Consider the following 22,528-nt stretch of genomic DNA (forward strand, 5'->3'; position numbering starts at 1 on the left):
CTGGACAGCCCCGAGACGCGTTTTCTGGTGGTGGTCAATCACGAGGAGCAGTACTCCATCTGGCCGGACTACAAGCCGCTGCCCGAAGGCTGGCGAGCCGTCGACAAGCAGGGCAGCAAGGAGGAGTGCCTGGCCTATATCGAATCGGTGTGGACCGACATGCGCCCGCTGAGTCTGCGTCAGGCCCTGCAGGCACAAGGGCAGGGCTGATGACAGTGACTGCCAGCCCCTGGTTCTCGGTAGTGGCGCAAGGCAAGACGCCAGCCGCATTGCGTCTTTACTGCTTCCCCTATGCCGGGGCCGGGCACACGGTGTTTCAGCATTGGCGGGCGCGGCTGACCGATGATATCGAACTGGCTTTGATCAAGCTGCCGGGCCGCGGCGCGCGCTTCTCCGAGCCCCATGCCGACTCGCTCGACGAATTGGCCGAGGCCTTGGCGCAAGCGATTGCCGAAACCAGCGAGGGGCCTGAGCACTTCGCCTTTTTCGGTCATAGCATGGGCGCCTTGCTGGCTTTCGAGACTGCACGCGCCTTGCAGAAACGCGGACTATCGCCCCGTGCGCTGCTGGTGTCGGCGCGCACCGCGCCGGTCGCCCACGGCTGGCGCAAGCGTTTGTCCGATCTGCCGGACGAAGCCTTCCTCGAAGTCATTCGCAGCATGAATGGCCTGCCCCAGGAAGTGCTCGACAATTCGGACTGGCTGGCGTTATTCCTGCCAATCATCCGCGCCGATTTCGCCCTCTGCGAAAACTACCGCTATTGCCCAGGGCTGCCGCTGGCTTGCCCGATCCAGGTAGTGGCAGGGCGTGACGATGCCAGCGTACCCCTGGCCCTGCTCGATGGCTGGGCCGGCGAGACCCTGGCTGGCTGTCAAAGCACATTGTTTGCGGGCGGACACTTCTATCTGTTCGAGCATGAGACTGAGCTGCTCGAGCTGATTCAACGCCAACTCTGTTCACCGCGAAAGAACCGCCATGCAGCTGTCTGAAGGGGAGGTGCACCTCTGGGCGCTCCTCTTGATGAGGCGCCGCTGCAGCAGGCCGAGCCCCCTACGCTGGACTTGGCTGTGGACGAGCGAGCGCGAGCCGCGCGCATGCGCTGTCCCCAGGCACGCAGTGTATTCGTGCAAACCCGCATGGCTTTGCGCGCACTGCTCGGGCACTACCTCGATTTACCTGCAGGTGCCGTCGCGCTAAGCAGCGGAGCTTGGGGCAAAGCCCCAGCTCGGTGCCGGGATGGGCGATCTGCAATTCAATGTCAGCCATAGCGGCCAGCTGGCCTTGATTGCCTTATCCCTCAGCGCAGTCGGCGTGGATCTGGAATGGCAGCAGGCCGATCTCGACTGGCGCGAGCTGCTGCCGCTCTGTTGCCATCCTGCCGAGCAGGCCGATTTTCAGGATGCCGCAGACGCCGCAAGGTCGTGCTCGACTACTGCGTTTGTGGACTGCCAAGGAGGCTTATCTGAAAGGCCGCGGCGAGGGGCTGAGCCTGCCACTCACGGCCATTCGCTTGAGCGCAGGCGGCGGCTGGCAAGCGCGTATCGAAGCGCCTGGGACGCTGGTCAGGGCTGGTGGCCTGCATGCACTGGCGCTGCCCGCGGGTTACCTCGGCTGCGTCGCTACGCCGTTTCCTTCCCCCCTGATCCGTTTCCAGTCCTTGGCCGAGCTGACGAGCAGTGCTCGGGTCGAGAGCCCCCATTACCCAGAAGTATTGTCACCCCTAAGGGAATCCACCATGGAATGCATTCAAAGTCTGCCCTCGTCCAGCCTGCCTTTACTCTTGAGCATTTTCGCCAGCAAGGCCCGCGCGAGCTGAACGCCAACCCCTATTGCAGCGCCAGGCTGCCCGCGAATCCAACGCGCGCTCCTACCCGCGGCGCATCCCCTTGGCGTTGCAAGAGGCCCACGGGATGTACGTGCGCGACACCCAAGGGCAGCTATTTATGGACTGCCTGGCCGGTGCCGGCACCCTGGCGCTGGGGTCACAACCACCCGGTGGCCATAGCCGCCATGCGCCAGACCCTGGATGCTGGCTTGCCCCTGCATACCCTGGACTTGACCACGCCAGTCAAGGATCGCTTCGTCGAAGAACTGTTCGCCGCGCTGCCCGAAGCCTTCGCCCGCCAGGCACGCATCCAATTCTGCGGGCCGACCGGCGCCGATGGCATCGAAGCGGCACTGAAGCTGGCGCGAATCGCCACTGGACGTAAGCCGATCCTGTCCTTCTCCGGCGGCTATCACGGCATGACCCACGGCGCACTCAGCCTGATGGGCAATCTGGGACCGAAGTTGGCGCTAGGCGCGGCGATGGCCGAGGTGCAGTTCCTGCCGTATCCCTACGACTATCGCTGCCCGTTCGGCATTGGTGGCGAAGCCGGCATAGACGCTGGGCTGCACTATATCGAGCAACTGCTCAGCGACCCCGAATCCGGTGTGTTGCCACCGGCCGCCGTGGTGGTGGAGGTGGTGCAGGGGGAGGGTGGGGTGATTCCGGCCCCGGCACGCTGGCTGCAGGGCTTGCGCCAACTGACCCGCAAGCACGGCATAGTGCTGATCATCGACGAAGTGCAGACCGGCCTGGGCCGCACCGGTCGCTTGTTCGCCTTCGAGCATGCCGATATCGAGCCCGATATCCTGGTGCTATCCAAGGCCCTCGGCGGCGGCCTGCCGTTATCCGTGCTGGTCTACCGCGACGAACTGGACACCTGGAAACCCGGCGCCCATGCTGGCACCTTCCGTGGCAACCAGATGGCCATGGCGGCCGGCGCGGCAACCCTGCGCCATATCCTCAGCGAAAACCTGCCGGCGCACGCCGCCACCATGGGCGAACGCCTGATGGGCCGGCTCCGTCAGCTGCAACACGATTACCCATGCCTGGGCGATGTACGTGGCCGCGGCTTGATGGTCGGCGTGGAAATAGTCGGCGCCGCCGACGGCAGCCGTGTACCGCCGGCCGACTCGGCGCTGGCCAAAGCCATTCAGCACCAGTGCCTGTGCTTGGGCATCATCCTTGAACTGGGTGGGCGCCATGGTGCAGTGGTGCGTTTCCTGCCGCCGCTGTTGATTCAGCCCGAGGAAATCGACTTGCTGGTCGAGCGTTTCCAGCAAGCCTTGGATCAAGCTCTGGCAAAAGTGACAAGCCGGGCGCTGCATATCGCCTAGCGCTCCTGCAGTTGGCAGCTTGCATGGGCTGCCAACTGCGGCAATAAGCCAGCTTGACCACCGATGGACTGCCTGAAAATACCGCCTGTAGTGGTTTGACAGCCACAGGTTACACGACCACTCTTTCTAGTTACCTACCAGCGAGAGGCAGGATTTGTCATGAAAGGCGATAAGAAGGTCATCCAGCATCTCAACAAGATTCTCGGCAACGAACTGATTGCCATTAACCAGTACTTTCTGCATGCGCGCATGTACCAAGACTGGGGTTAGCGAAACTTGGCGAGCACGAGTATCACGAGTCCATTGACGAGATGAAACACGCTGACAAGTTGATCAAGCGCATTCTCTTTCTCGAGGGCCTGCCTAACCTACAGGATCTGGGCAAATTGATGATTGGCGAAAGCACCAAGGAAATGCTCGAGTGCGACCTCAAGCTTGAGCAACAAGCCTTGCCAGATCTGAAAGCTGCTATCGCCTATTGCGAAACTCATGCCGACTACGGCACTCGAGATCTACTCGAAGAAATCCTCGATTCGGAAGAAGAGCATATCGATTGGCTGGAAACTCAGCTGGATCTGATCGAGAAGGTTGGTCTGGAGAACTACCTACAGTCCAGCATGGGGGAATAGTCTTCCAGTCGCGGATGAGTTGTCATTGTGCAAGGGGGCAAGAGTTAGCGCTGTCTACATACAGCGTTCGTACGATTCTGTTGGAAAGTAGTTTCAGCGGCAGACAGCCCGTGAGGGTGTTCCTGCTATCGAAGTGGTCGCAAGCCACTTCAAGTTGCCTTTCCGCATTTCACTGAGCTTCCTTGCTAGTCTGAGGGTTAATTCCAGGGTTTCTGCTTTCCGCAGGCGCACCTATCCCGTGATCGGTGGCCCTTGAGGTAGGTGCTTGGCCATACACCTCAGGTTTTGCACTGTCGCGGCCAAGGTGAATTTGTCAGTCGCACCCGTCAGGTCACGCAGTCGTAAACGGTTGAGTTTCATGATCCGTTTGAGGTGGGCGAAAAGCATCTCCACATTCTTTCGTTCGCAGCGAGAGACGAGGTGCTTTGGTGTCTGGCGATACGTCGGGCCACGTCGCGGGCAGCATCATGGATGCTGCGAACGACCTTCCGATTCGGTGTGTTGGGGCCACACTTCGCTTTCAGCGGGCAGGTGGCGCAGTTGGTTTGGCTGGAGCGGTAGATCATGGTTCAATCATCTCGTTTCCAATGCCATGCGCATCCATTTCGGCATTGTGCAGGCCATCAAAGTAACTAGGTCTTCAGGCCTGAGTGCTTTCTTGATCGCAGCAATACATTCTGGAGTAGCTCCGTCTTTACCAAGATAAAACAGGGCGCTGATCGCCATCCCCACCTCATTCCCTGCATGCTGCATAACTATCGGTGCCGCATGTACCAGCCGGACTTCAGATTTCCCTATGAATACTGAACGGCTGGTTCCGTTGGTGTAATAGATTGGAATGAGTGGCATCTGTGTACTGAGTCCAAACCTCCTTACAGCATTGGCACCATGGATCTGCAGAGACAAGCGCTTCTGCCTAGTAATCAGGCTAAGCAATGTCCACGGATTGGGGCGAGCCCTGGCAACGTAACGTCCGGGTTTCGGGCGCATATAAATCCCGCGATACACCCGTTCGAGTTCGCCTCGTTTGACCAGTCGAGCTATTGCCTTGGATACGGCGTTGTTCGTTCCAAACCCTGTGAAACGGCTGATGCTGAAAGGCTGTCCTTTAGGTAGGCGCTTGACCCGTTGCGCAACCTGGACGGATACCGACTGGGCTTGATCAGTGCTGAGCATCGTGGCGTTCACACCTATAGCGTGAAGTCTAGCGACGAACTGAAAAGCGGCTGATGGAACGCAATTACCCTTCGCCGATATTCATCATCTTGAGGGGCGCTTACCAGGCATTCTTCGAGGCGCCCCAGCGAGAAAATCTGATCGGCGGACGGGTAGTGCCTGAGTAAGCTTTTGGCATAGCTACGAATGTCATCAGGTAGCCCGGTGTTACGAGAGAGCTCGCGAAGAAAGGCTTCGGTCTTGATGACACTCCGGGTTCTTTCATGTGGCAGGGTCAATGTGGCTACCTCCTCCTGACTCAGTTATTCCAGTCTACGAGACCAGTCGGGCAAACCATGCCCATACTCCTAGTCGGTCCGCGATTCGACGTGGTGGCTGATGGATTTTCAACCCAACAATCAGTTCTTTCCCCAGTAGTTGTCTTTGCTGACCAGACCAAAATCTTCAGAAGCAAATGGCTGATCATCATCGAACATACCATTGACCATGCGCTCCCGACGCAACCCACTCAGCACCCTGAAAAAGCAGGGTTCACAGAGATGCACCCGGTAGTGCTCCCCATCATGCTGGGAGCCATATCCCCATTGGGCTTCAAGCTTGCCGTATTGGGGGCCATAGCCGGGAATACGCGTGCCAGAGCGGCACACGTCGCAGATCACATCCTCAACGACATCGACCAATGCCTGCGACTTAATATCCATGCACACCTCACGATTACGTTCCACACGACGCCGGCCGGTTATGGATTCATGAACACCAACATCATTGGGTCAGCCTCGCCTGGCTGAGCATCAAAAACAAGCCAGTAGCTGCTGCCGATAATGCTGGGAAAAGTTGACCTGGTAAGCGGGCTCAATTGCAAAGCCACCAAGCGAAATGATGTTCGTAGCCTGGGCCCCAATACTAGGCTCTGCACCACCAAATTCTACATCGCCGATACCTTCGGCATGCCCCAATGCCCCCACCGGCTCTGGCAAGGAGCCTGGAGTTAAACCAGGCATATGGGCATCGCTCAAAACAGCCAGATCATCCGGTAAATCATCCGCAATTCGCTCCGCAAAGCTCTGAAGCGTCGGTTCAGCCAACATGAATAGCCATGCCTGGTCGTCGGACTCACCTGTGCGCCGCAGCACTCGCCCCAGCACTTGCCGGTAATGCAGTTCGGTGCGGATACGGCTGAGATAGCAGCACACTTGCAGGCGGGGAATGTCGGTGCCTTCGCTGATCATTCCGACGGCCACAATCCAGCGGCAGGCGCTGCACCGGAATGCATTGATCACCTGCTGCGCATCCGGGGTTTTGTTGGTCACGATGCGGCACTCTTCACCCATTGCTTCTAGAGCCAGTGCCACTTGCTGGGCGTGTTCGATGTCTGTGGCCACCACCAAACCAGCGGCATCAGGTTTGATCTGGCGTAGCTCGTTCAGCTTGCTGCAGCCAAGATCGAGGATTGGATTGATCACCTCGTCATGACGCAGAAGTTCCTCATAGGTGACAGGTGACTCCCCTAAAAGCTTGGCGATGCTGGGAAATAGCCTCACGGAGCTATCCGCGTCAAGCTCTTCCGTAAGTTTCACCTTCTGATTGTCGAGCAACACAATGCGAGGTGATCGGCACACGTCGTCGGCAATGGCATCTTTTAAGCAATAACGGTAATCACAGATCAAATGCCCCTCGGGCGAAGAGTAGCGAGCCAATGCGATGGCCTTGTCGTCCGAACGCCAGGGCGTGCCAGACAGAGCCAACGTGAAGGCAGCCCGATCCTGTATCCGATGCAGTATCTGCTGCCCCCAGGCATTGCTGAGCAGCGGATCGTGGCCGGCGCAATGGTGGATCTCATCGAAGACCACGAACACCCGGTAGTCATCAAGAAGCTGCCAGAATCCCTCATCACGGTATTCCATAGCCTGATAGGTATAAGCCGCGCCCACGGCACCTATCTGGCCGTCGAGACGCCTGCCTAGCACAGCAGCAAAGGTCGAACGAAAACCCTCCACGACCTGGCAGGACGGCGCAAAGCACAGCACCAAATCGATTCTGTCCTGCTCAAGCAGTCGGCTGGCCAGCTCTGCAGCCATGCGCGTCTTTCCGGCTCCCGGCGTTGCCTGGCAGAAGAAGTGCGACGTGACGGTAAAGTGCTCCAACGCCCTGGTGATGCAGCTGTTCTGCCAGTTCCGTAGCGAGTTGCTCATCGTGGTGCAGCGAGTGTTTTGAGAGTTTTTTCGATGGCGCGCAAATGCCCCAAGAGGCGAGAGCTGCGATCCCTGGCCTCCAGGTAATCGCCTTCAACCTTGTCCCGCAAATGCGGCATCTCTTCCAGAAGCAGTTTGAATCGCTCTGCCTCGCCCATTGAAGTGAGAAAGTCCAAGCGGATTTCCTTGTGGAGCGCCTCCAACTGCAAATCCGTATTGGCTGACGACTTAAGCGGCAAAGCTTCCACGTCGCGTTCTGTCGTGTCTGGTTCGGGCACACCGGCAGCCATAAGGCTGTTCTCAAAACTGTTGTCGATCAGTTCCAGTTGCAGATGTACCGGAATCGGCTGCAGGTGGTAGACCTGCCCTCGAACACGACGATCCTCGTCCGGCAGAACCCAGCCCGCGCGCACTAGTCGACGAATCTGCTCATACACATAACGGCGCACATCGGCGATACGGAAATGTATGCCGCTCAAGCGAGCGGCATAAGCATCGCGCAGTTCACGGGTCGTAAACGTTGTACGCCCTGGCTCCTGAAGCAGCTCATACAGACGCCTGTCGAAGATAAACGAGGCCGATTTCATTGAGACACCAGAAGAGTTAGCGCGTAAATACGGATTATAATCCGTGGCCCGTGCGTCCGCAAACGCACGATAGTGCCGCCTCAAGTTGAATTGAGACGGTCATGGATAAGTTGGCGAAAGCGTTAGGGGAACGCATCCGAATGCAGAGGAAGACCTGCCGGATTTCCCAGGACGCATTGGCGCTGGCGTGCAGTCTCGACCGCAGTTATGTAGGTCGCATCGAGCGTGGCGAGGTCAACATCACCGTTGAGAAGCTCTACCGTATCGCAGGCGAACTCGCCTGTGACCCTTCAAGCCTTCTGCCACAGCCGTCTGAAATCTAACCCGAGCACGTATACGTTCAGACAGCCGCACCGCTATTACCTTGCCCCAGCCCGCCTGCTGCCGTCAGCATCTTCAGAATCACCAACGCAAACGCCCGGCTCTTGGTCTCGTTATCCAGCACGGTGTCGAGCACACGCTTGGGGAACAGGCCGTGCATCACTTGCTCGACCTAGTGGTTGCTGACCTGAGCCATGACATCTTCCTGGCGGCTGATGCGATTGGCGATGCCGGTGAAGAACTGCAGCTGATCCTCATCGCTCACTTCGGTACCGAAGATATCGTTCAGCGCCTCGATGATTTCCGATAGCCGCTTCTTCTCCGGGTCATGGGCCTTGCCGCTGGTCAGCGCGCTGGCCGGGTTGAGGCCATATTCGCCGTCCTCTTCGTGCATGCGCAGCTGATGTTCGGCGCGCTTGGTCAGGCGGTAGTGGGTTAGTTGCAGTTCGCCCACGTCCACGTCCTCCTGATCGAGGTGATCCACGCGCAGCAGGGGGTACAGGTGTTTTGCATACACGCACACCGCCGTCGAGGCTGCCGAGGTTGAACGGAAGGAAGAAGGTCTCCTTGCCGGCCAGCTTGATGGTCATTGCCACTTCATCCTGGCTCACGGCAAAGTGCACCAGCGCGCCACGTTTGAAGGTCAGCAGCGGCTCCGACTTGCGCGTCAGCGGGTCTTTAACCGGGCGGTCGTAGCGGTACTGGCGCTTGGCGTTTTCTACGCTTTGCTTGAACTAGCTTTTCAGCGCCAGTGTGGCGGCGGTGATGCCGTTGACGAACAGCACCAGATCGAGGCGCGGGTTGTAACTCCCCCTCACGGTAATACGGCGAGTAAGACACCTCCTGCACAACGCGCAGGCGGTTGCACTGGTAGCGCTTGAGGGGGCGAGTTCATACTGTGGTCGGGCCTGAAACTGCCGCCTCGATCTTCACTCTCGGCAGTTTGAAGCCATGGCGCAATACATCCAGGGTACCGTCCTGCTTCAGCTCGCGCACCAGTTTCTGCACCAGCATGGCGTCCGGGTTGTTGGGGTTGGCCTTGGTGCTACTGGAGCAGGTAAGACCTAGCTGGCCTGTGCTATTGAAAACAAGGCTTGTCGGCTGGGCTATACGACAACCTATCGAACAGCTACTCAAAACGCCACCGCTTCACAGGTGACCGAATAGCGCTGTGGCATGCAGTAGGCGGTCGAGCTGAGCCTTAACTTGCAAGAGTGTAACTAGGGTCGCTAGGGAAATCCTGAATAAGACTTCCTGATTTTGGCAAAATGCCCGGACGCCACCCGCCGAGTTTTCCGATGAAGCAAATGACCTTCGCCGATGCCGAGTACGCCGGCAAACGCAAGCAGACCCGCAAAGAGTTGTTCCTGATCGAGATGGATCGGGTGGTGCCGTGGAAGGGTTTGATCGCACTGATCGAACCGTATTACCCCAAGGGTGAAGGCGGTCGGCCGGCCTATCCGCTGATGGCGATGCTACGTGTGCACCTGATGCAGAACTGGTTCGGCTACAGCGACCCGGCGATGGAAGAAGCGCTGTACGAGACCACTATCCTGCGGCAGTTCGCCGGGCTGAGTCTGGAACGTATCCCCGACGAAACCACCATCCTCAACTTCCGTCGTCTGCTGGAGAAACATGAGTTGGCTGCCGGCATCCTGGCCGTCATCAATGGCTATCTTGGCGACCGTGGCCTGTCGTTGCGCCAAGGCACCATCGTCGATGCCACGCTGATCAATGCGCCGAGTTCGACCAAGAACAAGGACGGCAAACGCGACCCAGAGATGCACCAGGCCAAGAAGGGCAACCAATACTACTTCGGCATGAAGGCGCACATTGGCGTGGATGACGAGTCGGGGCTGGTACACAGCGTGGTAGGCACGGCGGCCAACGTGGCGGATGTCACTCAGGTCGACAAGTTGCTGCACGGCGAGGAAAACGTGGTGTGCGCCGATGCGGGTTATACCGGTGTCGAAAAGCGCCCCGAACATGATGGGCGCGAGGTGATCTGGCAGGTTGCTGCCCGCCGCAGCACCTATAAGAAGCTGGGTAAGAGCAGCCCGCTGTACAAAGCCAAACGCAAGATCGAGAAGGCCAAGGCCCAGGTGCGCGCCAAGGTTGAGCACCCGTTCCGGGTGATCAAGCGTCAGTTCAGTTATGTAAAGACACGCTTCCGTGGCTTGGCCAAGAACACGGCGCAACTGGTGACGCTGTTCGCGCTGTCGAACCTGTGGATGGCACGCCGACATTTACTGACCAATGCAGGAGAGGTGCGCCTGTAATGCGGGAAATGGCTGCCGCGAGCTACTCGCGGCGGCTAAAAACACAGAAATGAATGGGCAATCTGATCGTTTTTGATCGATTTGCCGCTTTCAAAATCGGCGGGGGCTGAAGTCAGCCAGAAATACATGGCTACTTCAGACCATCCCTAAGTGGCATGGAGTTATGTGTGACTGTGGTTAAGCTTCTTGGGTCGTAATCGCAACCGAAATCGCCAATATTTGACTCAACAATCATGTTCACGATCCCAGTAAGAAAGGAGTAATTCTTCTTATCACCTTTCTGCTTGTTCATTGGGAGAACACATTGCGGTTCGAGTTTGTTTTTTGTTTCAAAGAAAAGTTTTGCCGCAGCATCCTTATCCATTAGGTTGCTTTTAACGGGGCCGTTAAGTATTTCTGATCTAAAGCGAAAGTAATCAAAAAGGATTTCGCCGAAACTGCTTAACTTTCCACTCTCATCTTCAATATGACGCATTGATAGCGACAATTTTTTGAAGCCTTTCCTTAGTTTTTCAATAGAGGGTATTAGAATGCTTTTATCTCGGCGATCTGTGTACCCCAGTTCTTGACTTATTGTCCTTACATGTGCCCAGAATTCGGGGGCTGCTTCAGAAACTTATCATTAGCTCTCAAGATATTCCCTTATAAAATCCAGCAGATCAACATCAATGGCTACACAAATCGCCTCGAGCTCTAGAAGGTCAAGGCGCTGCTCACCGTTTTCGTATTTACTGACGTAAGACTGTGACTCCCCGATCAGCTCGGCGACATGAGCCTGGGTGACTCCTGCTCTCAAGCGCGCGCTTCGCAGGATTATGCCGTAGCGGTATTTTTTCATTGGAGTAAGCTATACGAGCCGTGCTATTATTCAAAATCAGAATAATGATCATGCTGCGGGGGCAATTATGAATGACCTAAGGATCCTCTGAAGTAGCCATGCATTTCTGGCTGACGTCAGCCTCTGCTGATTTCGAAAGTGATAAATCGATCAAAAACGATCAGATTACCGGCTCATTTCTGTGTTTTTAGCCGCCGCGAGCACCTCGCGGCAGCCATTTCCAGCATTACGGGCGCACCTCTCCTGCATTCGTCAGTAAATGTCGGCGCGCCATCCACAGATTTGACAGCGCGAATAAAGTCACCAGTTGCGCCGTGTTTTTGACCAGGCCACGGAAGCGCGTCTTCACATAACCGAACTGACGCTTGATCACCCGAAACGGATGCTCGACCTTGGCTCGCACTTGGGCCTTGGCCTTCTCGATTTTGCGCTTGGCTTTGTACAGCGCGCTGCGCGCGCCGAGTTTCTTGTAAGTGCTACGCCGTGCTGCAACCTGCCAGATCACTTGACGGCCCTCATGCTCGGGGCGCTTCTCGACACCGGTATATCCGGCATCGGCCCCCACCATGTTTTCCTCGCCGTGCAGCAGCTTATCGACCTGGGTGACATCCGCCACGTTGGCGGCAGTACCCACCACGCGGTGCACCAAGCCAGACTCGTCATCCACCCCGATGTGCGCCTTCATGCCGAAGTAATACTGATTGCCTTTCTTGGTTGAGTGCATCTCAGGGTCACGCTTACCGTTCTTGTTCTTGGTTGAACTCGGCGCGTTGATCAGCGTGGCATCGACGATGGTGCCTTGGCGCAGCGACAAACCACGGTCACCCAGGTAGCCATTGATCACGGCCAGGATGCCGGCAGCCAGTTCGTGTTTTTCCAGCAAGCGGCGGAAGTTGAGGATGGTGGTTTCGTCAGGAATGCGCTCCAGAGTCAGCCCGGCAAACTGGCGTAGGATGGTGGTCTCGTACAGCGCCTCTTCCATCGCCGGATCGCTGTAACCGAACCAGTTTTGCATCAGATGCACTCGCAGCATCGCCATCAGCGGATAGGACGGTCGGCCGCCTTCACCCTTTGGATAATGCGGCTCGATCAAAGCGATCAACCCTTTCCATGGCACTACCCGATCCATCTCGATCAGGAACAATTCTTTGCGGGTCTGCTTGCGCTTGCCGGCGTACTCGGCGTCGGCGAAGGTCATCTGCTTCATCGGAAAACTCGGCGGGTGGAGTGCGGATATTTTGCCAAAATCAGGAAGTCTTTTTCAGACCATCCCTAACAAACGATGTTTTTGATTCTTTTCAAGGAGGGGCTGTCAAGTTAAATGGGGGTGTTAAACCCTTTAAGACGCAGCTGTTAAAATGGATTGGCAACAAACAAAAGCAAGCTCAAGATATAATTAGCTATTTCCCAAGAGATTATGGGACTTACTATGAGCCCTTTGTTGGCAGCGGTGGCGTGCTTGGTACACTGGCACCTCACAAAGCGGTTGCAAGCGATATATTCCCGCCATTGGTTGAAATATGGACGGCTCTGTGCAATGAACCCGCCGAACTAAAGAGATGGTACGCAGAGCGATATGCCAGGATGATGGCGATAGGGAAAGTTACTGCATACCAAGAGCTATTGACCTCCTATAATCAGCGCCCAAACGGTGCTGATTTTGTTTTCCTGTTAAGGTCTTGCTACGGTGGTGTTGTTAGGTTTCGAAAGAAAGACGGATATATGTCAACGCCCTGTGGAGCTCACGACCCTATAGCGCCAGAGAAATTTTCAGCTAGGGTGGACATATGGCACGAGAGAACAAAAAATACAACGTTTCTCCTAAGCGATTTCGATCAAATCATGGATAGGGCTACGGAGGGGGATCTGATTTACTGCGATCCGCCCTACGTTGATAGCCAGGCCATACTTTATGGTGCTCAAAACTTCTCGTTAACGCGACTGCTTGACAGGATCGAGTTGTGCAAGTCCCGTGGTGTATACGTTGCGCTAAGCATTGACGGCACTAAATTCTCAGGAGAGAAGCTCTGTGAGGTGGCGGTGCCTCAAGGGCTGTTCGAAAGAGAAGTGTTTATCAATGTGGGACGATCCATGTTGAGAAGGTTTCAAATGGACGGAGCTACGCTAGAAGGTCATGTTGTCACTGACCGCTTATTATTAACTTACTAGGTCTAGTCATTCTTTGCATGCGGCGTGTTTACTCATGGATAACCTGGCATTAAGAAAATCTGTAAGTGAGATTGTGGGCAGATATTTAGCTGATCTAGATGGAGAGGTGCCGTCAAAAGGCTTATATAAAGTATTTATCAATGACATGGATTATGCCGTGTATCGTTTTGTTTTCATTCGTCATAGTAAACACCAAAGTAACGCCACTAAAACTCTTGGGATTAGCAGAGCGACATTCCGCAAAAGACTTATTGAATTAGATTTACATGAAGTAGGTGCGTAACAGGGGTAAGTCTTACATTTTGCACAGGTCGGTCGGTGACCTATTTTCTATCCCGCGCCGGAAGGTGTCGAAAGAGGGAGGGTAGCGACAGATCACCTTTTTAGCGCCTATCCCATTGCTCAGCAAGGGGATAGGCGCCTTGGACATTGGATGGGTAATAGCTGGAGGGCGGCCCCCCGGCCTTTACGCAAAGCTCGGCCGCTTCAAGGCTGGCCTTTGTTCGCTCCAGGATCAATTTCCGCGCCATTTCTGCCATGGCGTCGAGGACTTGAAGGAGGAAGCGCCAAGCAGTGGCTTTGATGTCAGTACTGGCGGTGAGTGAGCGAAGATCAACTGTCCGCGCATCGAGGCCGGAAGCAAGATCAACCAGTCCTGCCTCCATCGGAGGCGAAAACCTGCGCGTCTACCTGATCCGCGTGGTCTCGCATCTTTATAGGTGAAGACTTTATCGGGAAACAATCGGGGACACCCATTAGCCGGTCCGTAAGCGCTCCATAGACCCCACCTCCCTCTGGAGAGGTTTTGCGTTTTACAGTGGCGTCGTTGGTTGGCAGTTCCAAGGCAGCAGCGCTTCGTAGGCTTCAACGCTGTTGGCCAGCGGCAGGCGTTCGAGGACATGGCGCAGCCAGGCGTAGGGCTCCTGGCCATTGGTCTTGGCGGTTTCCACCAGGCTGTAGAGTTGGGCGCTGGCGGTCGCGCCTTTCGGCGTGTCGCTGAACAGCCAGTTCTTGCGACCTATGACGAAGGGCCGGATCGCGCGCTCGGCAGCGTTGTTATCGATCTGCAGGTGGCCAGCCTCGATGTAGCGTTCGAGTCGGCTCCAGTTGCTCGCCAGGTAGTTCACTGCTTTGCCCAGGGCATTCTGCGCCGTGACCTGCGGCTGGGGTTTCTCCAGCCAGGTCTTGAGCTGATCGAGGAGCGGTAGGCTGTGCTGCTGGCGGCCCCGGTAGCGCTGTTCATCGCTGGCATCCTTAAGTTCGCGCTCGATGCCGTAGAGCTTGTTGATCATCCCCAACGCGATGTCGGCACGCCCGGTTTTGCCCTTCGGTTGCACCTTTTGCGCTTCGACGAACTTGCGCCGCGCATGCGCCCAGCAGGCCAGGCGCTCAACACCTTGTTGTGCGGCCACGGCGTTGTAGCCGGCGTAATCGTCGGTCATCAGGTAGCCGCGATAACCGTCGAGCAGGCGCAGCGGCACCTCCTGCGCGCGGCTGGTTGTGTAGTCGAAGAGGATCACCGGTTTGCCAGGCGGGCCACCGGTCTGCACCCACATCCAGGAGTGGCTGCTCGGATCGCGCCCAGGCTCCTTGAGCACCTGCACGCGGGTTTCATCGCAGTGGATCACCGGACTGTCCAGCAGCCTGTCGCGCATCAGGTTGAGCAACGGTTGTAGCAGTTCGCCGCACTGGATCACCCAGCGCGCCAGGGTCTGCCGGGGGATGTCGATGCCATGGCGACTGAGCATCTTTTCGAAGCGATACAGTGGGATGCCGTCGGCGTATTTGCTGGTCAGCAGCATCGCCAGCACGCTCGGGCTGGCCAGCCTTTTCTCGATCAGTTGGGCCGGTTTGTCAGCGGTGACCGGCGCGCTTTCGCAGGCCTTGCAGGCATAGGTCTTGCGAATGTGGCGGATCACCTGAACCTGCATCGGGATGATTTCCAGCTGCTCGCTGGTTTCTTCGCCGATGGCCTGCTTGCGGCAACCGCATTCGCAGGTCAGTTCGTGTTCGGGCAGTTCGTGGATGACCTCGACACGCGGTAGTTCGGCCGGTAACGGCTTGCGCTTGCCGCGGCGCTTGGTCGGCGCAACGACTTCTTCCTCGACCTCAGCGGCCGGAGCTTCAGCCGCCGCTTCGGCCAGGCTTTCCGCTTCGTTGAACATCTCTAGCTGCGGTGAATCCGGGTCGCTGCTCTGCTCGGATTTACGGCCGAACAGGCGCTGGATCAACAGCGCGTTTTGTTCGCGCAGGCGCTCGATCTGCCCATCCTTGTCCTTGGCCAATTCCTGCGCCGACGACAACACCTCAGCGAGCAATTGCTTGAGCGCGGCGGGGTCATCAGGAAGGGTTTCGGGCACAGAAATCATGCCGTGGATTATACCGGCTCAGGTGACGAACCTAGGGGTCAAAACCTGGTGCGGCCGGTTGCGCCACAGGTCGATACCGTCCAACAACCAGTTCAACTCCTGGGCCGTCAGCACGATCGCATCTTCGCCAGGTTCCGGATGCGACTTGAAGCGTTCAGCCTCCAATCGCTTGAGCCACAGGCAAAAGCCGTTGCGCTCCCAATACAAAATCTTCACCCGGCTGCGCGCGCGGTTGAGGAAGACGAACAGCACCGGGTCGAACACCGCCACCTTGATATCCAGCTCGACCAGGGCGGCCAGGCCATCGATGGATTTTCGGAAATCCACCGGCTTGGGGTATAGATAGACTTTTTCGACTTTGGCGTCGGGGCGCATCATGACGGCTGGCTCCAGAAAGAAATTGGAGCTCAGCATTGGCTGGCCTGCGGATCATTTGTAGATGAGGTTTATGGAGCGCTTACGTTATAACGAACGCGGTACTATTCCGTTATAGCCGAATTCGGTCTAATCACTGTTAGGCGCTTACAACATGAGAGACCCAGAACGCATCGACGAGATGCTGGAATTAATTCGTGAAGTTTGGCAGGACAATCCGGATCTACGGCTTGGTCAACTAATTATGAATGCAGCCCGTATGCGTGAGCCCACAGCCGAGAATATCTTCTATATCGAAGATGGAAGTCTTGCAAAGGGCTTAAGGCGTTATCTAGAGCAGGTTAAAACAAAAGAGTAATTTTCGTGTTCAAGGCTGGGGGCCATAACTTTTTAGCATTCTATGTGCACGGCTCAGCACAGCGTCTAACTAGCGGTTCAAACCGTTCGCTGCGCTCACTGGGACGGGCTAAAGCCCGCCCCTTAACCAAACGTTATGTGCCAAGGAGGATGTATGCAATCAAATCAACTTATTGGGCTCATCAAATTTTTTAGAAATGAAGAGTTTTTGGATAAATTAGTCAATGGAACCTTCTATTGCACACCACCTGAGGTTTACAGGCTGGATGAACAAAAAGGGATTTCTGATAAATTTGAAAGTTGTAACTTTTCTTACAGAAAGAGTAGAAAAGATGATGAAATAATTTTACATATAAATGATCGTAGAATAACAGAACACACTTCGTTAACAGTTCGTAATAAAGCCGATAAAGATTCATGGATGCATTGTTGGTTTAGCTTAAGGTTACCTCAAAACGAGAAGTCGTTAGATCAATTAAAACTTGATATAGTGAGAATGAAACGTGAATTTGGGGAGCTATTTGCTTTCATACCGGCTCCATCTATAGCCGGCTTCCTTGATCTTATAGAAGAGCTCAGCCCTTTACCTATGGTTTGTGATGAGGTGGAATATAGTGCAGATAAGTCGCATTGGGGAAGTCTATGTAAATCAATAGATTATTCCTACCAGCGAGAGTTCCGTCTTTTATTCGGTGAATGTAATACCCATGAAACTGAATTTCTCGTATTCTCAGATCCAAATAAATTTTCAAATATTATTCTTAAAAATCCAGAATTAAAAATAAAAAATAAAGATAACTCTATAACATGGCTAGAGATTTAGCACATAACAAGTTAATCAACTGGGCGTATTACGGTTGTCATCGTTTTTGCAAAAGAAAAAGACGCAAAAACAACACTAACCTACACGCCAGTTATTAAGGCGTTGGGCACAGCAATTGAATCCAGGTAACTAAAGATGAAATACAACCACATTGGCATTCCTACAACGGAACGGTTCGAAGGCGAGATCGATCTACCTCACTTGAAGATGACGGTTAGCGACCACCTCAACAATCCGTTTGGCATCCAGTGGCAAAGATACTGGGCGGATGCCCCATACCCCGACTTGGTCAAATCGGTGCCTCATGTCGCTTTCGTGACAGATGATCTGTCTACCGCGATTGAAGGGCAGAAAATCCTGATTGCTCCCAATAGCCCAAGCGAAGGATTGACGGTAGCTTTTATCGAAGTAAATGGTGCCCCGGTTGAATTGATGCAATATGACAAAGAGCGCCCAACCCATCATTCCACCGGACCTGCGCAAACAGCCGCGCAGGCCGGTGAATTCAAACGTTAGGCAATGACCGCTATGGGTCGACAGCAGCCGTTCACGAAGGGGCGGATTCGACCCGGAGCAGACGCTCGCTAACGCTCGCATCAGCGGCAAAGTGCACGCGTAGCGGGCACTTTGTCCGACTGCATGCGCTTGTTAGCCTTGTGCCTCGAAATTGTCTTCGCGTAACTTTGCCGTTCCGTCGGACTGCAAAACCCAAAACTCTCTGGTGATAACCCCAGAGGCATTGTTCATCTTCCAACCAGACGCTAATACTGCACTGGTGGCATCAATCACTTCTATTTTTGGGTCAATATAATCTACGTCTGAGAAACCATCATTGATTAGTTTTTGCCAAAAACCTTGAATTTCAGCGGTCCCTGTAAATATGCCGAACGGTTTTGCCTTCATTACAGCATTGTCTTCATACTGAGCTGCACAACCAGCAGCATCGCCGGAATTAAAAGCATGTTTCCACTTCGCGCTGGCCGCATTTACTGCATCTAAAACAACAGTTTCACTTTCATCTTTAATCATAATTTTCTCCAAGTAAAAAAGGTTATGCGCCTTTAATAGAGGCTAACGCCCAATTAACAGGCAAAAAATTGTTAGCTAAAATGGCGACGAAGGAGCAAAAGCCAACTGTTTTTTGTCCTTGTTGAATTGCTTGTTATATTTTTTGTGCGTAGAAAATAGCAACACAACCTACAATCGTTATGTTTACGTTTTGAAAATACTGGTTAAGTGATGACTCTAAGCTTGGTAAGTCATCAGAGGAATTATCAAAAATACCTTTTTTATTATATAAAGCCATTAATTTACCAGCAAAATAACCATAATTTGAGTCCTTGCCTAAAATGGTACTACCAAATAATACACCTTTATCATTGAGTAGCTTCTCTAGGTGTTTAAACATAATACCTTTTTCTTGCAAACATCCTGGGAGACAATGCAGTAAATAGTTAACACTTATAGAATCGAATTTTTCACACTGAGTGTTTAATGGCTCTAATGCGTTACCACAGTATATCTCAGGATTGAACCTGCTAATGCGAGTAGCAGCAGCGTTTAAGCTATTCATATTCAGATCTAATAATGCAACTCTTCTTTCAATGTTAGATAAACATTTATCAAGGTAATATCCGGAACCAACACCAACATCAAGATGATTTACAGTTGAATGGTTTTTAAATGTATCTCTCAGTTTATTGGTTGGGCACTTCCACAAAAAAGAATTTGAAAATCCAAGAACCCACAAGTCATAAATAGAAAGTGTATTTTTTGTATATACTGCCTGACCCGCTTCAACACTTTGATTGATTTTCATAAATGTCCTAAAAACATAACGTTTGGTTAAGGGGCGGGCTTTAGCCCGTCCCAGTGAGCGAAGCGAACGGTTTGAGGGCAATCGGGGACAGACCACGATTAATTTCTAGCAAGCCCGAGTAAACTGGGGACAAACCACGGTTTTTTCCCAGGCATAACCCCAAAACACCGGCCTTGCGCCGGTGTTTTTCTATCTGCCGGCCTATTGTTTCAAGGATCCTCTGAAGTAGCCATGCATTTCTGGCTGACGTCAGCCTCTGCTGATTTCGAAAGTGATAAATCGATCAAAAACGATCAGATTACCGGCTCATTTCTGTGTTTTTAGCCGCCGCGAGCACCTCGCGGCAGCCATTTCCAGCATTACGGGCGCACCTCTCCTGCATTCGTCAGTAAATGTCGGCGCGCCATCCACAGATTTGACAGCGCGAATAAAGTCACCAGTTGCGCCGTGTTTTTGACCAGGCCACGGAAGCGCGTCTTCACATAACCGAACTGACGCTTGATCACCCGAAACGGATGCTCGACCTTGGCTCGCACTTGGGCCTTGGCCTTCTCGATTTTGCGCTTGGCTTTGTACAGCGCGCTGCGCTTACCGAGTTTCTTGTAAGTGCTACGCCGTGCTGCAACCTGCCAGATCACTTGACGGCCCTCATGCTCGGGGCGCTTCTCGACACCGGTATATCCGGCATCGGCCCCCACCATGTTTTCCTCGCCGTGCAGCAGCTTATCGACCTGGGTGACATCCGCCACGTTGGCGGCAGTACCCACCACGCTGTGCACCAAGCCAGACTCGTCATCCACCCCGATGTGCGCCTTCATGCCGAAGTAATACGTAAGCGCTCCATAGACCCCACCTCCCTCTGGAGAGGTTTTGCGTTTTACAGTGGCGTCGTTGGTTGGCAGTTCCAAGGCAGCAGCGCTTCGTAGGCTTCAACGCTGTTGGCCAGCGGCAGGCGTTCGAGGACATGGCGCAGCCAGGCGTAGGGCTCCTGGCCATTGGTCTTGGCGGTTTCCACCAGGCTGTAGAGTTGGGCGCTGGCGGTCGCGCCTTTCGGCGTGTCGCTGAACAGCCAGTTCTTGCGACCTATGACGAAGGGCCGGATCGCGCGCTCGGCAGCGTTGTTATCGATCGGCAGGTGGCCAGCCTCGATGTAGCGTTCGAGTCGGCTCCAGTTGCTCGCCAGGTAGTTCACTGCTTTGCCCAGGGCATTCTGCGCCGTGACCTGCGGCTGGGTTTTCTCCAGCCAGGTCTTGAGCTGATCGAGGAGCGGTAGGCTGTGCTGCTGGCGGCCCCGGTAGCGCTGTTCATCGCTGGCATCCTTAAGTTCGCGCTCGATGCCGTAGAGCTTGTTGATCATCCCCAACGCGATGTCGGCACGCCCGGTTTTGCCCTTCGGTTGCACCTTTTGCGCTTCGACGAACTTGCGCCGCGCATGCGCCCAGCAGGCCAGGCGCTCAACACCTTGTTGTGCGGCCACGGCGTTGTAGCCGGCGTAATCGTCGGTCATCAGGTAGCCGCGATAACCGTCGAGCAGGCGCAGCGGCACCTCCTGCGCGCGGCTGGTTGTGTAGTCGAAGAGGATCACCGGTTTGCCAGGCGGGCCACCGGTCTGCACCCACATCCAGGAGTGGCTGCTCGGATCGCGCCCAGGCTCCTTGAGCACCTGCACGCGGGTTTCATCGCAGTGGATCACCGGACTGTCCAGCAGCCTGTCGCGCATCAGGTTGAGCAACGGTTGTAGCAGTTCGCCGCACTGGATCACCCAGCGCGCCAGGGTCTGCCGGGGGATGTCGATGCCATGGCGACTGAGCATCTTTTCGAAGCGATACAGTGGGATGCCGTCGGCGTATTTGCTGGTCAGCAGCATCGCCAGCACGCTCGGGCTGGCCAGGCTTTTCTCGATCAGTTGGGCCGGCTTGTCAGCGGTGACCGGCGCGCTTTCGCAGGCCTTGCAGGCATAGGTCTTGCGAATGTGGCGGATCACCTGAACCTGCATCGGGATGATTTCCAGCTGCTCGCTGGTTTCTTCGCCGATGGCCTGCTTGCGGCAACCGCATTCGCAGGTCAGTTCGTGTTCGGGCAGTTCGTGGATGACCTCGACACGCGGTAGTTCGGCCGGTAACGGCTTGCGCTTGCCGCGGCGCTTGGTCGGCGCAACGACTTCTTCCTCGACCTCAGCGGCCGGAGCTTCAGCCGCCGCTTCGGCCAGGCTTTCCGCTTCGTTGAACATCTCTAGCTGCGGTGAATCCGGGTCGCTGCTCTGCTCGGATTTACGGCCGAACAGGCGCTGGATCAACAGCGCGTTTTGTTCGCGCAGGCGCTCGATCTGCCCATCCTTGTCCTTGGCCAATTCCTGCGCCGACGACAACACCTCAGCGAGCAATTGCTTGAGCGCGGCGGGGTCATCAGGAAGGGTTTCGGGCACAGAAATCATGCCGTGGATTATACCGGCTCAGGTGACGAACCTAGGGGTCAAAACCTGGTGCGGCCGGTTGCGCCACAGGTCGATACCGTCCAACAACCAGTTCAACTCCTGGGCCGTCAGCACGATCGCATCTTCGCCAGGTTCCGGATGCGACTTGAAGCGTTCAGCCTCCAATCGCTTGAGCCACAGGCAAAAGCCGTTGCGCTCCCAATACAAAATCTTCACCCGGCTGCGCGCGCGGTTGAGGAAGACGAACAGCACCGGGTCGAACACCGCCACCTTGATATCCAGCTCGACCAGGGCGGCCAGGCCATCGATGGATTTTCGGAAATCCACCGGCTTGGGGTATAGATAGACTTTTTCGACTTTGGCGTCGGGGCGCATCATGACGGCTGGCTCCAGAAAGAAATTGGAGCTCAGCATTGGCTGGCCTGCGGATCATTTGTAGATGAGGTTTATGGAGCGCTTACAGTAATACTGATTGCCTTTCTTGGTTGAGTGCATCTCAGGGTCACGCTTACCGTTCTTGTTCTTGGTTGAACTCGGCGCGTTGATCAGCGTGGCATCGACGATGGTGCCTTGGCGCAGCGACAAACCACGGTCACCCAGGTAGCCATTGATCACGGCCAGGATGCCGGCAGCCAGTTCGTGTTTTTCCAGCAAGCGGCGGAAGTTGAGGATGGTGGTTTCGTCAGGAATGCGCTCCAGAGTCAGCCCGGCAAACTGGCGTAGGATGGTGGTCTCGTACAGCGCCTCTTCCATCGCCGGATCGCTGTAACCGAACCAGTTTTGCATCAGATGCACTCGCAGCATCGCCATCAGCGGATAGGACGGTCGGCCGCCTTCACCCTTTGGATAATGCGGCTCGATCAAAGCGATCAACCCTTTCCATGGCACTACCCGATCCATCTCGATCAGGAACAATTCTTTGCGGGTCTGCTTGCGCTTGCCGGCGTACTCGGCGTCGGCGAAGGTCATCTGCTTCATCGGAAAACTCGGCGGGTGGA

29 protein-coding genes and 4 pseudogenes are annotated in these 22,528 nt (G+C 55.1%); 12 read left to right on the forward strand and 21 right to left on the reverse strand.

All coding sequences use genetic code 11. The features are described from left to right. The 5 genes and pseudogenes from BLW24_RS24450 to bfr all read left to right on the forward strand — a co-directional run bounded on the left by BLW24_RS24450 (position 1) and on the right by bfr (position 3,791). Positions 1–210: an MbtH family protein gene (locus tag BLW24_RS24450; protein ID WP_090387869.1), complete on the forward strand. Its 210-nt coding sequence runs from the start codon at positions 1–3 to the stop codon at positions 208–210. Continuing rightward, a complete protein-coding gene (locus tag BLW24_RS24455) occupies positions 210–989 on the forward strand; it encodes a thioesterase II family protein (RefSeq protein ID WP_090382763.1) in 780 nt (259 codons plus the stop codon). The genes BLW24_RS24450 and BLW24_RS24455 overlap by 1 nt, the downstream gene beginning before the upstream one ends. Positions 990–1,399: 410 nt before the next feature. Further along, positions 1,400–1,816 (forward strand): 4'-phosphopantetheinyl transferase superfamily protein, encoded by a 417-nt coding sequence (locus BLW24_RS24460; protein ID WP_090387870.1) that lies wholly within the window; start codon positions 1,400–1,402, stop codon positions 1,814–1,816. Between the two features lie 143 nt (positions 1,817–1,959). After that, complete coding sequence (locus BLW24_RS24465) at positions 1,960–3,162, forward strand: diaminobutyrate--2-oxoglutarate transaminase family protein (protein WP_244161295.1); 1,203 nt, start codon at positions 1,960–1,962, stop codon at positions 3,160–3,162. A 159-nt stretch (positions 3,163–3,321) separates the two neighbouring features. Beyond that, a pseudogene (gene bfr / locus BLW24_RS24470) lies at positions 3,322–3,791 on the forward strand (bacterioferritin). Positions 3,792–4,022: 231 nt separating this feature from the next. On the opposite strand, the pseudogene BLW24_RS24475 reads toward bfr, so the two are convergent. The 6 genes and pseudogenes from BLW24_RS24475 to BLW24_RS24500 all read right to left on the reverse strand — a co-directional run. Beyond that, positions 4,023–4,360: pseudogene (locus tag BLW24_RS24475) on the reverse strand (transposase); the annotation flags it as partial. Between the two features lie 4 nt (positions 4,361–4,364). Further along, positions 4,365–4,967, reverse strand: a complete 603-nt coding sequence (locus BLW24_RS24480) for a DUF6088 family protein (RefSeq protein WP_090387751.1) — start codon at positions 4,965–4,967, stop codon at positions 4,365–4,367. Positions 4,968–4,981: 14 nt separating this feature from the next. Then, positions 4,982–5,245: a BPSL0761 family protein gene (locus BLW24_RS27035; protein ID WP_090382775.1), complete on the reverse strand. Its 264-nt coding sequence runs from the start codon at positions 5,243–5,245 to the stop codon at positions 4,982–4,984. Positions 5,246–5,365: 120 nt separating this feature from the next. After that, positions 5,366–5,668, reverse strand: coding sequence for a hypothetical protein (locus BLW24_RS24490; RefSeq protein WP_090382780.1), 303 nt, complete (start codon positions 5,666–5,668; stop codon positions 5,366–5,368). Between the two features lie 90 nt (positions 5,669–5,758). Next, the gene (locus BLW24_RS24495) at positions 5,759–7,159 is read right to left on the reverse strand and encodes a DEAD/DEAH box helicase (RefSeq protein ID WP_090382785.1); all 1,401 of its coding nucleotides are present in this window, start codon (positions 7,157–7,159) and stop codon (positions 5,759–5,761) included. Beyond that, positions 7,156–7,746, reverse strand: a complete 591-nt coding sequence (locus BLW24_RS24500) for a hypothetical protein (protein ID WP_090382788.1) — start codon at positions 7,744–7,746, stop codon at positions 7,156–7,158. Before BLW24_RS24500 ends, BLW24_RS24495 begins: the two co-directional genes overlap by 4 nt. Positions 7,747–7,847: 101 nt before the next feature. Between BLW24_RS24500 and BLW24_RS24505 the strand changes: the two genes are divergently transcribed. Next, the gene (locus BLW24_RS24505) at positions 7,848–8,069 is read left to right on the forward strand and encodes a helix-turn-helix domain-containing protein (protein WP_057386994.1); all 222 of its coding nucleotides are present in this window, start codon (positions 7,848–7,850) and stop codon (positions 8,067–8,069) included. A gap of 17 nt (positions 8,070–8,086) precedes the next feature. Here BLW24_RS24505 and BLW24_RS26730 read toward each other — a convergent pair whose 3' ends face one another. From BLW24_RS26730 to BLW24_RS27340, 3 genes and pseudogenes are all read right to left on the reverse strand, one after another. Continuing rightward, on the reverse strand, positions 8,087–8,227 hold the full coding sequence (locus BLW24_RS26730; protein WP_228757739.1) for a hypothetical protein: 141 nt from the start codon (positions 8,225–8,227) through the stop codon (positions 8,087–8,089). Between the two features lie 12 nt (positions 8,228–8,239). Continuing rightward, positions 8,240–8,584: a hypothetical protein gene (locus tag BLW24_RS26735; protein WP_244161165.1), complete on the reverse strand. Its 345-nt coding sequence runs from the start codon at positions 8,582–8,584 to the stop codon at positions 8,240–8,242. Between the two features lie 4 nt (positions 8,585–8,588). Next, positions 8,589–9,108, reverse strand: a pseudogene (locus tag BLW24_RS27340) (type I restriction endonuclease); the annotation flags it as partial. A 257-nt stretch (positions 9,109–9,365) separates the two neighbouring features. On the opposite strand from BLW24_RS27340, the gene BLW24_RS24515 reads away from it, so the two are divergent. Then, the gene (locus tag BLW24_RS24515) at positions 9,366–10,346 is read left to right on the forward strand and encodes an IS5 family transposase (protein ID WP_090375425.1); all 981 of its coding nucleotides are present in this window, start codon (positions 9,366–9,368) and stop codon (positions 10,344–10,346) included. A gap of 130 nt (positions 10,347–10,476) precedes the next feature. Here the strand turns inward: BLW24_RS24515 and BLW24_RS24520 are convergent, their stop codons facing one another. The 3 genes from BLW24_RS24520 to BLW24_RS24530 all read right to left on the reverse strand — a co-directional run bounded on the left by BLW24_RS24520 (position 10,477) and on the right by BLW24_RS24530 (position 12,391). Beyond that, positions 10,477–10,920, reverse strand: a complete 444-nt coding sequence (locus tag BLW24_RS24520) for a DUF7687 domain-containing protein (RefSeq protein ID WP_420875052.1) — start codon at positions 10,918–10,920, stop codon at positions 10,477–10,479. A 48-nt stretch (positions 10,921–10,968) separates the two neighbouring features. Continuing rightward, complete coding sequence (locus BLW24_RS24525) at positions 10,969–11,184, reverse strand: helix-turn-helix domain-containing protein (RefSeq protein WP_090387872.1); 216 nt, start codon at positions 11,182–11,184, stop codon at positions 10,969–10,971. Positions 11,185–11,410: 226 nt separating this feature from the next. Continuing rightward, the gene (locus tag BLW24_RS24530; protein ID WP_090383541.1) at positions 11,411–12,391 is read right to left on the reverse strand and encodes an IS5 family transposase; all 981 of its coding nucleotides are present in this window, start codon (positions 12,389–12,391) and stop codon (positions 11,411–11,413) included. Between the two features lie 20 nt (positions 12,392–12,411). On the opposite strand from BLW24_RS24530, the gene BLW24_RS24535 reads away from it, so the two are divergent. Together BLW24_RS24535 and BLW24_RS25820 are read left to right on the forward strand one after the other, a co-directional pair. Beyond that, positions 12,412–13,353, forward strand: coding sequence for a DNA adenine methylase (locus BLW24_RS24535; RefSeq protein WP_244161296.1), 942 nt, complete (start codon positions 12,412–12,414; stop codon positions 13,351–13,353). 34 nt (positions 13,354–13,387) lie between these two features. Further along, on the forward strand, positions 13,388–13,636 hold the full coding sequence (locus tag BLW24_RS25820; RefSeq protein ID WP_139272751.1) for a DNA-binding transcriptional regulator Fis: 249 nt from the start codon (positions 13,388–13,390) through the stop codon (positions 13,634–13,636). A 100-nt stretch (positions 13,637–13,736) separates the two neighbouring features. Here the strand turns inward: BLW24_RS25820 and BLW24_RS24540 are convergent, their stop codons facing one another. The 3 genes from BLW24_RS24540 to tnpB (BLW24_RS24550) form a co-directional block, all read right to left on the reverse strand. Beyond that, positions 13,737–14,018 (reverse strand): recombinase family protein, encoded by a 282-nt coding sequence (locus BLW24_RS24540; RefSeq protein WP_090387873.1) that lies wholly within the window; start codon positions 14,016–14,018, stop codon positions 13,737–13,739. 147 nt (positions 14,019–14,165) lie between these two features. Further along, the gene (gene tnpC, locus BLW24_RS24545; RefSeq protein ID WP_090387874.1) at positions 14,166–15,722 is read right to left on the reverse strand and encodes an IS66 family transposase; all 1,557 of its coding nucleotides are present in this window, start codon (positions 15,720–15,722) and stop codon (positions 14,166–14,168) included. Between the two features lie 18 nt (positions 15,723–15,740). Then, positions 15,741–16,136: an IS66 family insertion sequence element accessory protein TnpB gene (gene tnpB / locus BLW24_RS24550; RefSeq protein WP_244161054.1), complete on the reverse strand. Its 396-nt coding sequence runs from the start codon at positions 16,134–16,136 to the stop codon at positions 15,741–15,743. 115 nt (positions 16,137–16,251) lie between these two features. On the opposite strand from tnpB (BLW24_RS24550), the gene BLW24_RS24555 reads away from it, so the two are divergent. The 3 genes from BLW24_RS24555 to BLW24_RS24560 all read left to right on the forward strand — a co-directional run bounded on the left by BLW24_RS24555 (position 16,252) and on the right by BLW24_RS24560 (position 17,793). Further along, complete coding sequence (locus tag BLW24_RS24555) at positions 16,252–16,455, forward strand: DUF1040 family protein (RefSeq protein ID WP_090387875.1); 204 nt, start codon at positions 16,252–16,254, stop codon at positions 16,453–16,455. Between the two features lie 153 nt (positions 16,456–16,608). Further along, on the forward strand, positions 16,609–17,277 hold the full coding sequence (locus BLW24_RS25825; protein WP_139272752.1) for a hypothetical protein: 669 nt from the start codon (positions 16,609–16,611) through the stop codon (positions 17,275–17,277). A 135-nt stretch (positions 17,278–17,412) separates the two neighbouring features. Continuing rightward, the gene (locus BLW24_RS24560; protein WP_208600246.1) at positions 17,413–17,793 is read left to right on the forward strand and encodes a VOC family protein; all 381 of its coding nucleotides are present in this window, start codon (positions 17,413–17,415) and stop codon (positions 17,791–17,793) included. 132 nt (positions 17,794–17,925) lie between these two features. On the opposite strand, the gene BLW24_RS24565 is transcribed toward BLW24_RS24560, so the two are convergent. The 6 genes and pseudogenes from BLW24_RS24565 to BLW24_RS24590 all read right to left on the reverse strand — a co-directional run. Further along, entirely contained in the window at positions 17,926–18,306 is a 381-nt protein-coding gene (locus BLW24_RS24565; RefSeq protein ID WP_090387876.1) for a Cif family virulence factor, read from the reverse strand. Positions 18,307–18,439: 133 nt separating this feature from the next. Beyond that, complete coding sequence (locus BLW24_RS24570) at positions 18,440–19,096, reverse strand: methyltransferase (protein ID WP_090387877.1); 657 nt, start codon at positions 19,094–19,096, stop codon at positions 18,440–18,442. A 359-nt stretch (positions 19,097–19,455) separates the two neighbouring features. Beyond that, positions 19,456–20,004: an IS5 family transposase gene (locus BLW24_RS24575; RefSeq protein ID WP_276326468.1), complete on the reverse strand. Its 549-nt coding sequence runs from the start codon at positions 20,002–20,004 to the stop codon at positions 19,456–19,458. Next, the gene (gene tnpC / locus BLW24_RS24580; protein ID WP_090375474.1) at positions 19,974–21,530 is read right to left on the reverse strand and encodes an IS66 family transposase; all 1,557 of its coding nucleotides are present in this window, start codon (positions 21,528–21,530) and stop codon (positions 19,974–19,976) included. Before tnpC (BLW24_RS24580) ends, BLW24_RS24575 begins: the two co-directional genes overlap by 31 nt. An 18-nt stretch (positions 21,531–21,548) precedes the next feature. Further along, positions 21,549–21,944 carry an IS66 family insertion sequence element accessory protein TnpB gene (gene tnpB / locus BLW24_RS24585; RefSeq protein ID WP_244161054.1) on the reverse strand — a complete coding sequence of 132 codons (396 nt, stop codon included), beginning with the start codon at positions 21,942–21,944 and terminating at the stop codon, positions 21,549–21,551. A gap of 48 nt (positions 21,945–21,992) precedes the next feature. Beyond that, positions 21,993–22,508: pseudogene (locus BLW24_RS24590) on the reverse strand (IS5 family transposase); the annotation flags it as partial. Positions 22,509–22,528 lie beyond the last annotated feature (20 nt).

It is taken from the genome of Pseudomonas anguilliseptica (assembly GCF_900105355.1).
Lineage (GTDB): Bacteria > Pseudomonadota > Gammaproteobacteria > Pseudomonadales > Pseudomonadaceae > Aquipseudomonas > Aquipseudomonas anguilliseptica.

Excerpts from the sequence above, each read along its gene's own strand:
- tnpB (WP_244161054.1), bottom strand. The coding sequence starts at position 21,944 with ATGCTGAGCTCCAATTTCTTTCTGGAGCCAGCCGTCATGATGCGCCCC.
- tnpB (WP_244161054.1), bottom strand. The coding sequence starts at position 16,136 with ATGCTGAGCTCCAATTTCTTTCTGGAGCCAGCCGTCATGATGCGCCCC.
- BLW24_RS24505 (WP_057386994.1), top strand. The coding sequence starts at position 7,848 with ATGGATAAGTTGGCGAAAGCGTTAGGGGAACGCATCCGAATGCAGAGG.
- BLW24_RS25825 (WP_139272752.1), top strand. The coding sequence starts at position 16,609 with ATGCAATCAAATCAACTTATTGGGCTCATCAAATTTTTTAGAAATGAA.
- BLW24_RS24530 (WP_090383541.1), bottom strand. The coding sequence starts at position 12,391 with ATGAAGCAGATGACCTTCGCCGACGCCGAGTACGCCGGCAAGCGCAAG.
- BLW24_RS24500 (WP_090382788.1), bottom strand. The coding sequence starts at position 7,746 with ATGAAATCGGCCTCGTTTATCTTCGACAGGCGTCTGTATGAGCTGCTT.
- BLW24_RS24490 (WP_090382780.1), bottom strand. The coding sequence starts at position 5,668 with ATGGATATTAAGTCGCAGGCATTGGTCGATGTCGTTGAGGATGTGATC.
- BLW24_RS26730 (WP_228757739.1), bottom strand. The coding sequence starts at position 8,227 with ATGCACGGCCTGTTCCCCAAGCGTGTGCTCGACACCGTGCTGGATAAC.
- BLW24_RS24555 (WP_090387875.1), top strand. The coding sequence starts at position 16,252 with ATGAGAGACCCAGAACGCATCGACGAGATGCTGGAATTAATTCGTGAA.
- BLW24_RS24570 (WP_090387877.1), bottom strand. The coding sequence starts at position 19,096 with ATGAAAATCAATCAAAGTGTTGAAGCGGGTCAGGCAGTATATACAAAA.
- BLW24_RS24480 (WP_090387751.1), bottom strand. The coding sequence starts at position 4,967 with ATGCTCAGCACTGATCAAGCCCAGTCGGTATCCGTCCAGGTTGCGCAA.
- BLW24_RS24515 (WP_090375425.1), top strand. The coding sequence starts at position 9,366 with ATGAAGCAAATGACCTTCGCCGATGCCGAGTACGCCGGCAAACGCAAG.
- BLW24_RS25820 (WP_139272751.1), top strand. The coding sequence starts at position 13,388 with ATGGATAACCTGGCATTAAGAAAATCTGTAAGTGAGATTGTGGGCAGA.
- BLW24_RS24455 (WP_090382763.1), top strand. The coding sequence starts at position 210 with ATGACAGTGACTGCCAGCCCCTGGTTCTCGGTAGTGGCGCAAGGCAAG.
- BLW24_RS24565 (WP_090387876.1), bottom strand. The coding sequence starts at position 18,306 with ATGATTAAAGATGAAAGTGAAACTGTTGTTTTAGATGCAGTAAATGCG.
- BLW24_RS24540 (WP_090387873.1), bottom strand. The coding sequence starts at position 14,018 with ATGGAGGCAGGACTGGTTGATCTTGCTTCCGGCCTCGATGCGCGGACA.
- BLW24_RS24525 (WP_090387872.1), bottom strand. The coding sequence starts at position 11,184 with ATGAAAAAATACCGCTACGGCATAATCCTGCGAAGCGCGCGCTTGAGA.
- tnpC (WP_090375474.1), bottom strand. The coding sequence starts at position 21,530 with ATGATTTCTGTGCCCGAAACCCTTCCTGATGACCCCGCCGCGCTCAAG.
- BLW24_RS24560 (WP_208600246.1), top strand. The coding sequence starts at position 17,413 with ATGAAATACAACCACATTGGCATTCCTACAACGGAACGGTTCGAAGGC.
- BLW24_RS24495 (WP_090382785.1), bottom strand. The coding sequence starts at position 7,159 with ATGAGCAACTCGCTACGGAACTGGCAGAACAGCTGCATCACCAGGGCG.
- tnpC (WP_090387874.1), bottom strand. The coding sequence starts at position 15,722 with ATGATTTCTGTGCCCGAAACCCTTCCTGATGACCCCGCCGCGCTCAAG.
- BLW24_RS24460 (WP_090387870.1), top strand. The coding sequence starts at position 1,400 with ATGCCGCAGACGCCGCAAGGTCGTGCTCGACTACTGCGTTTGTGGACT.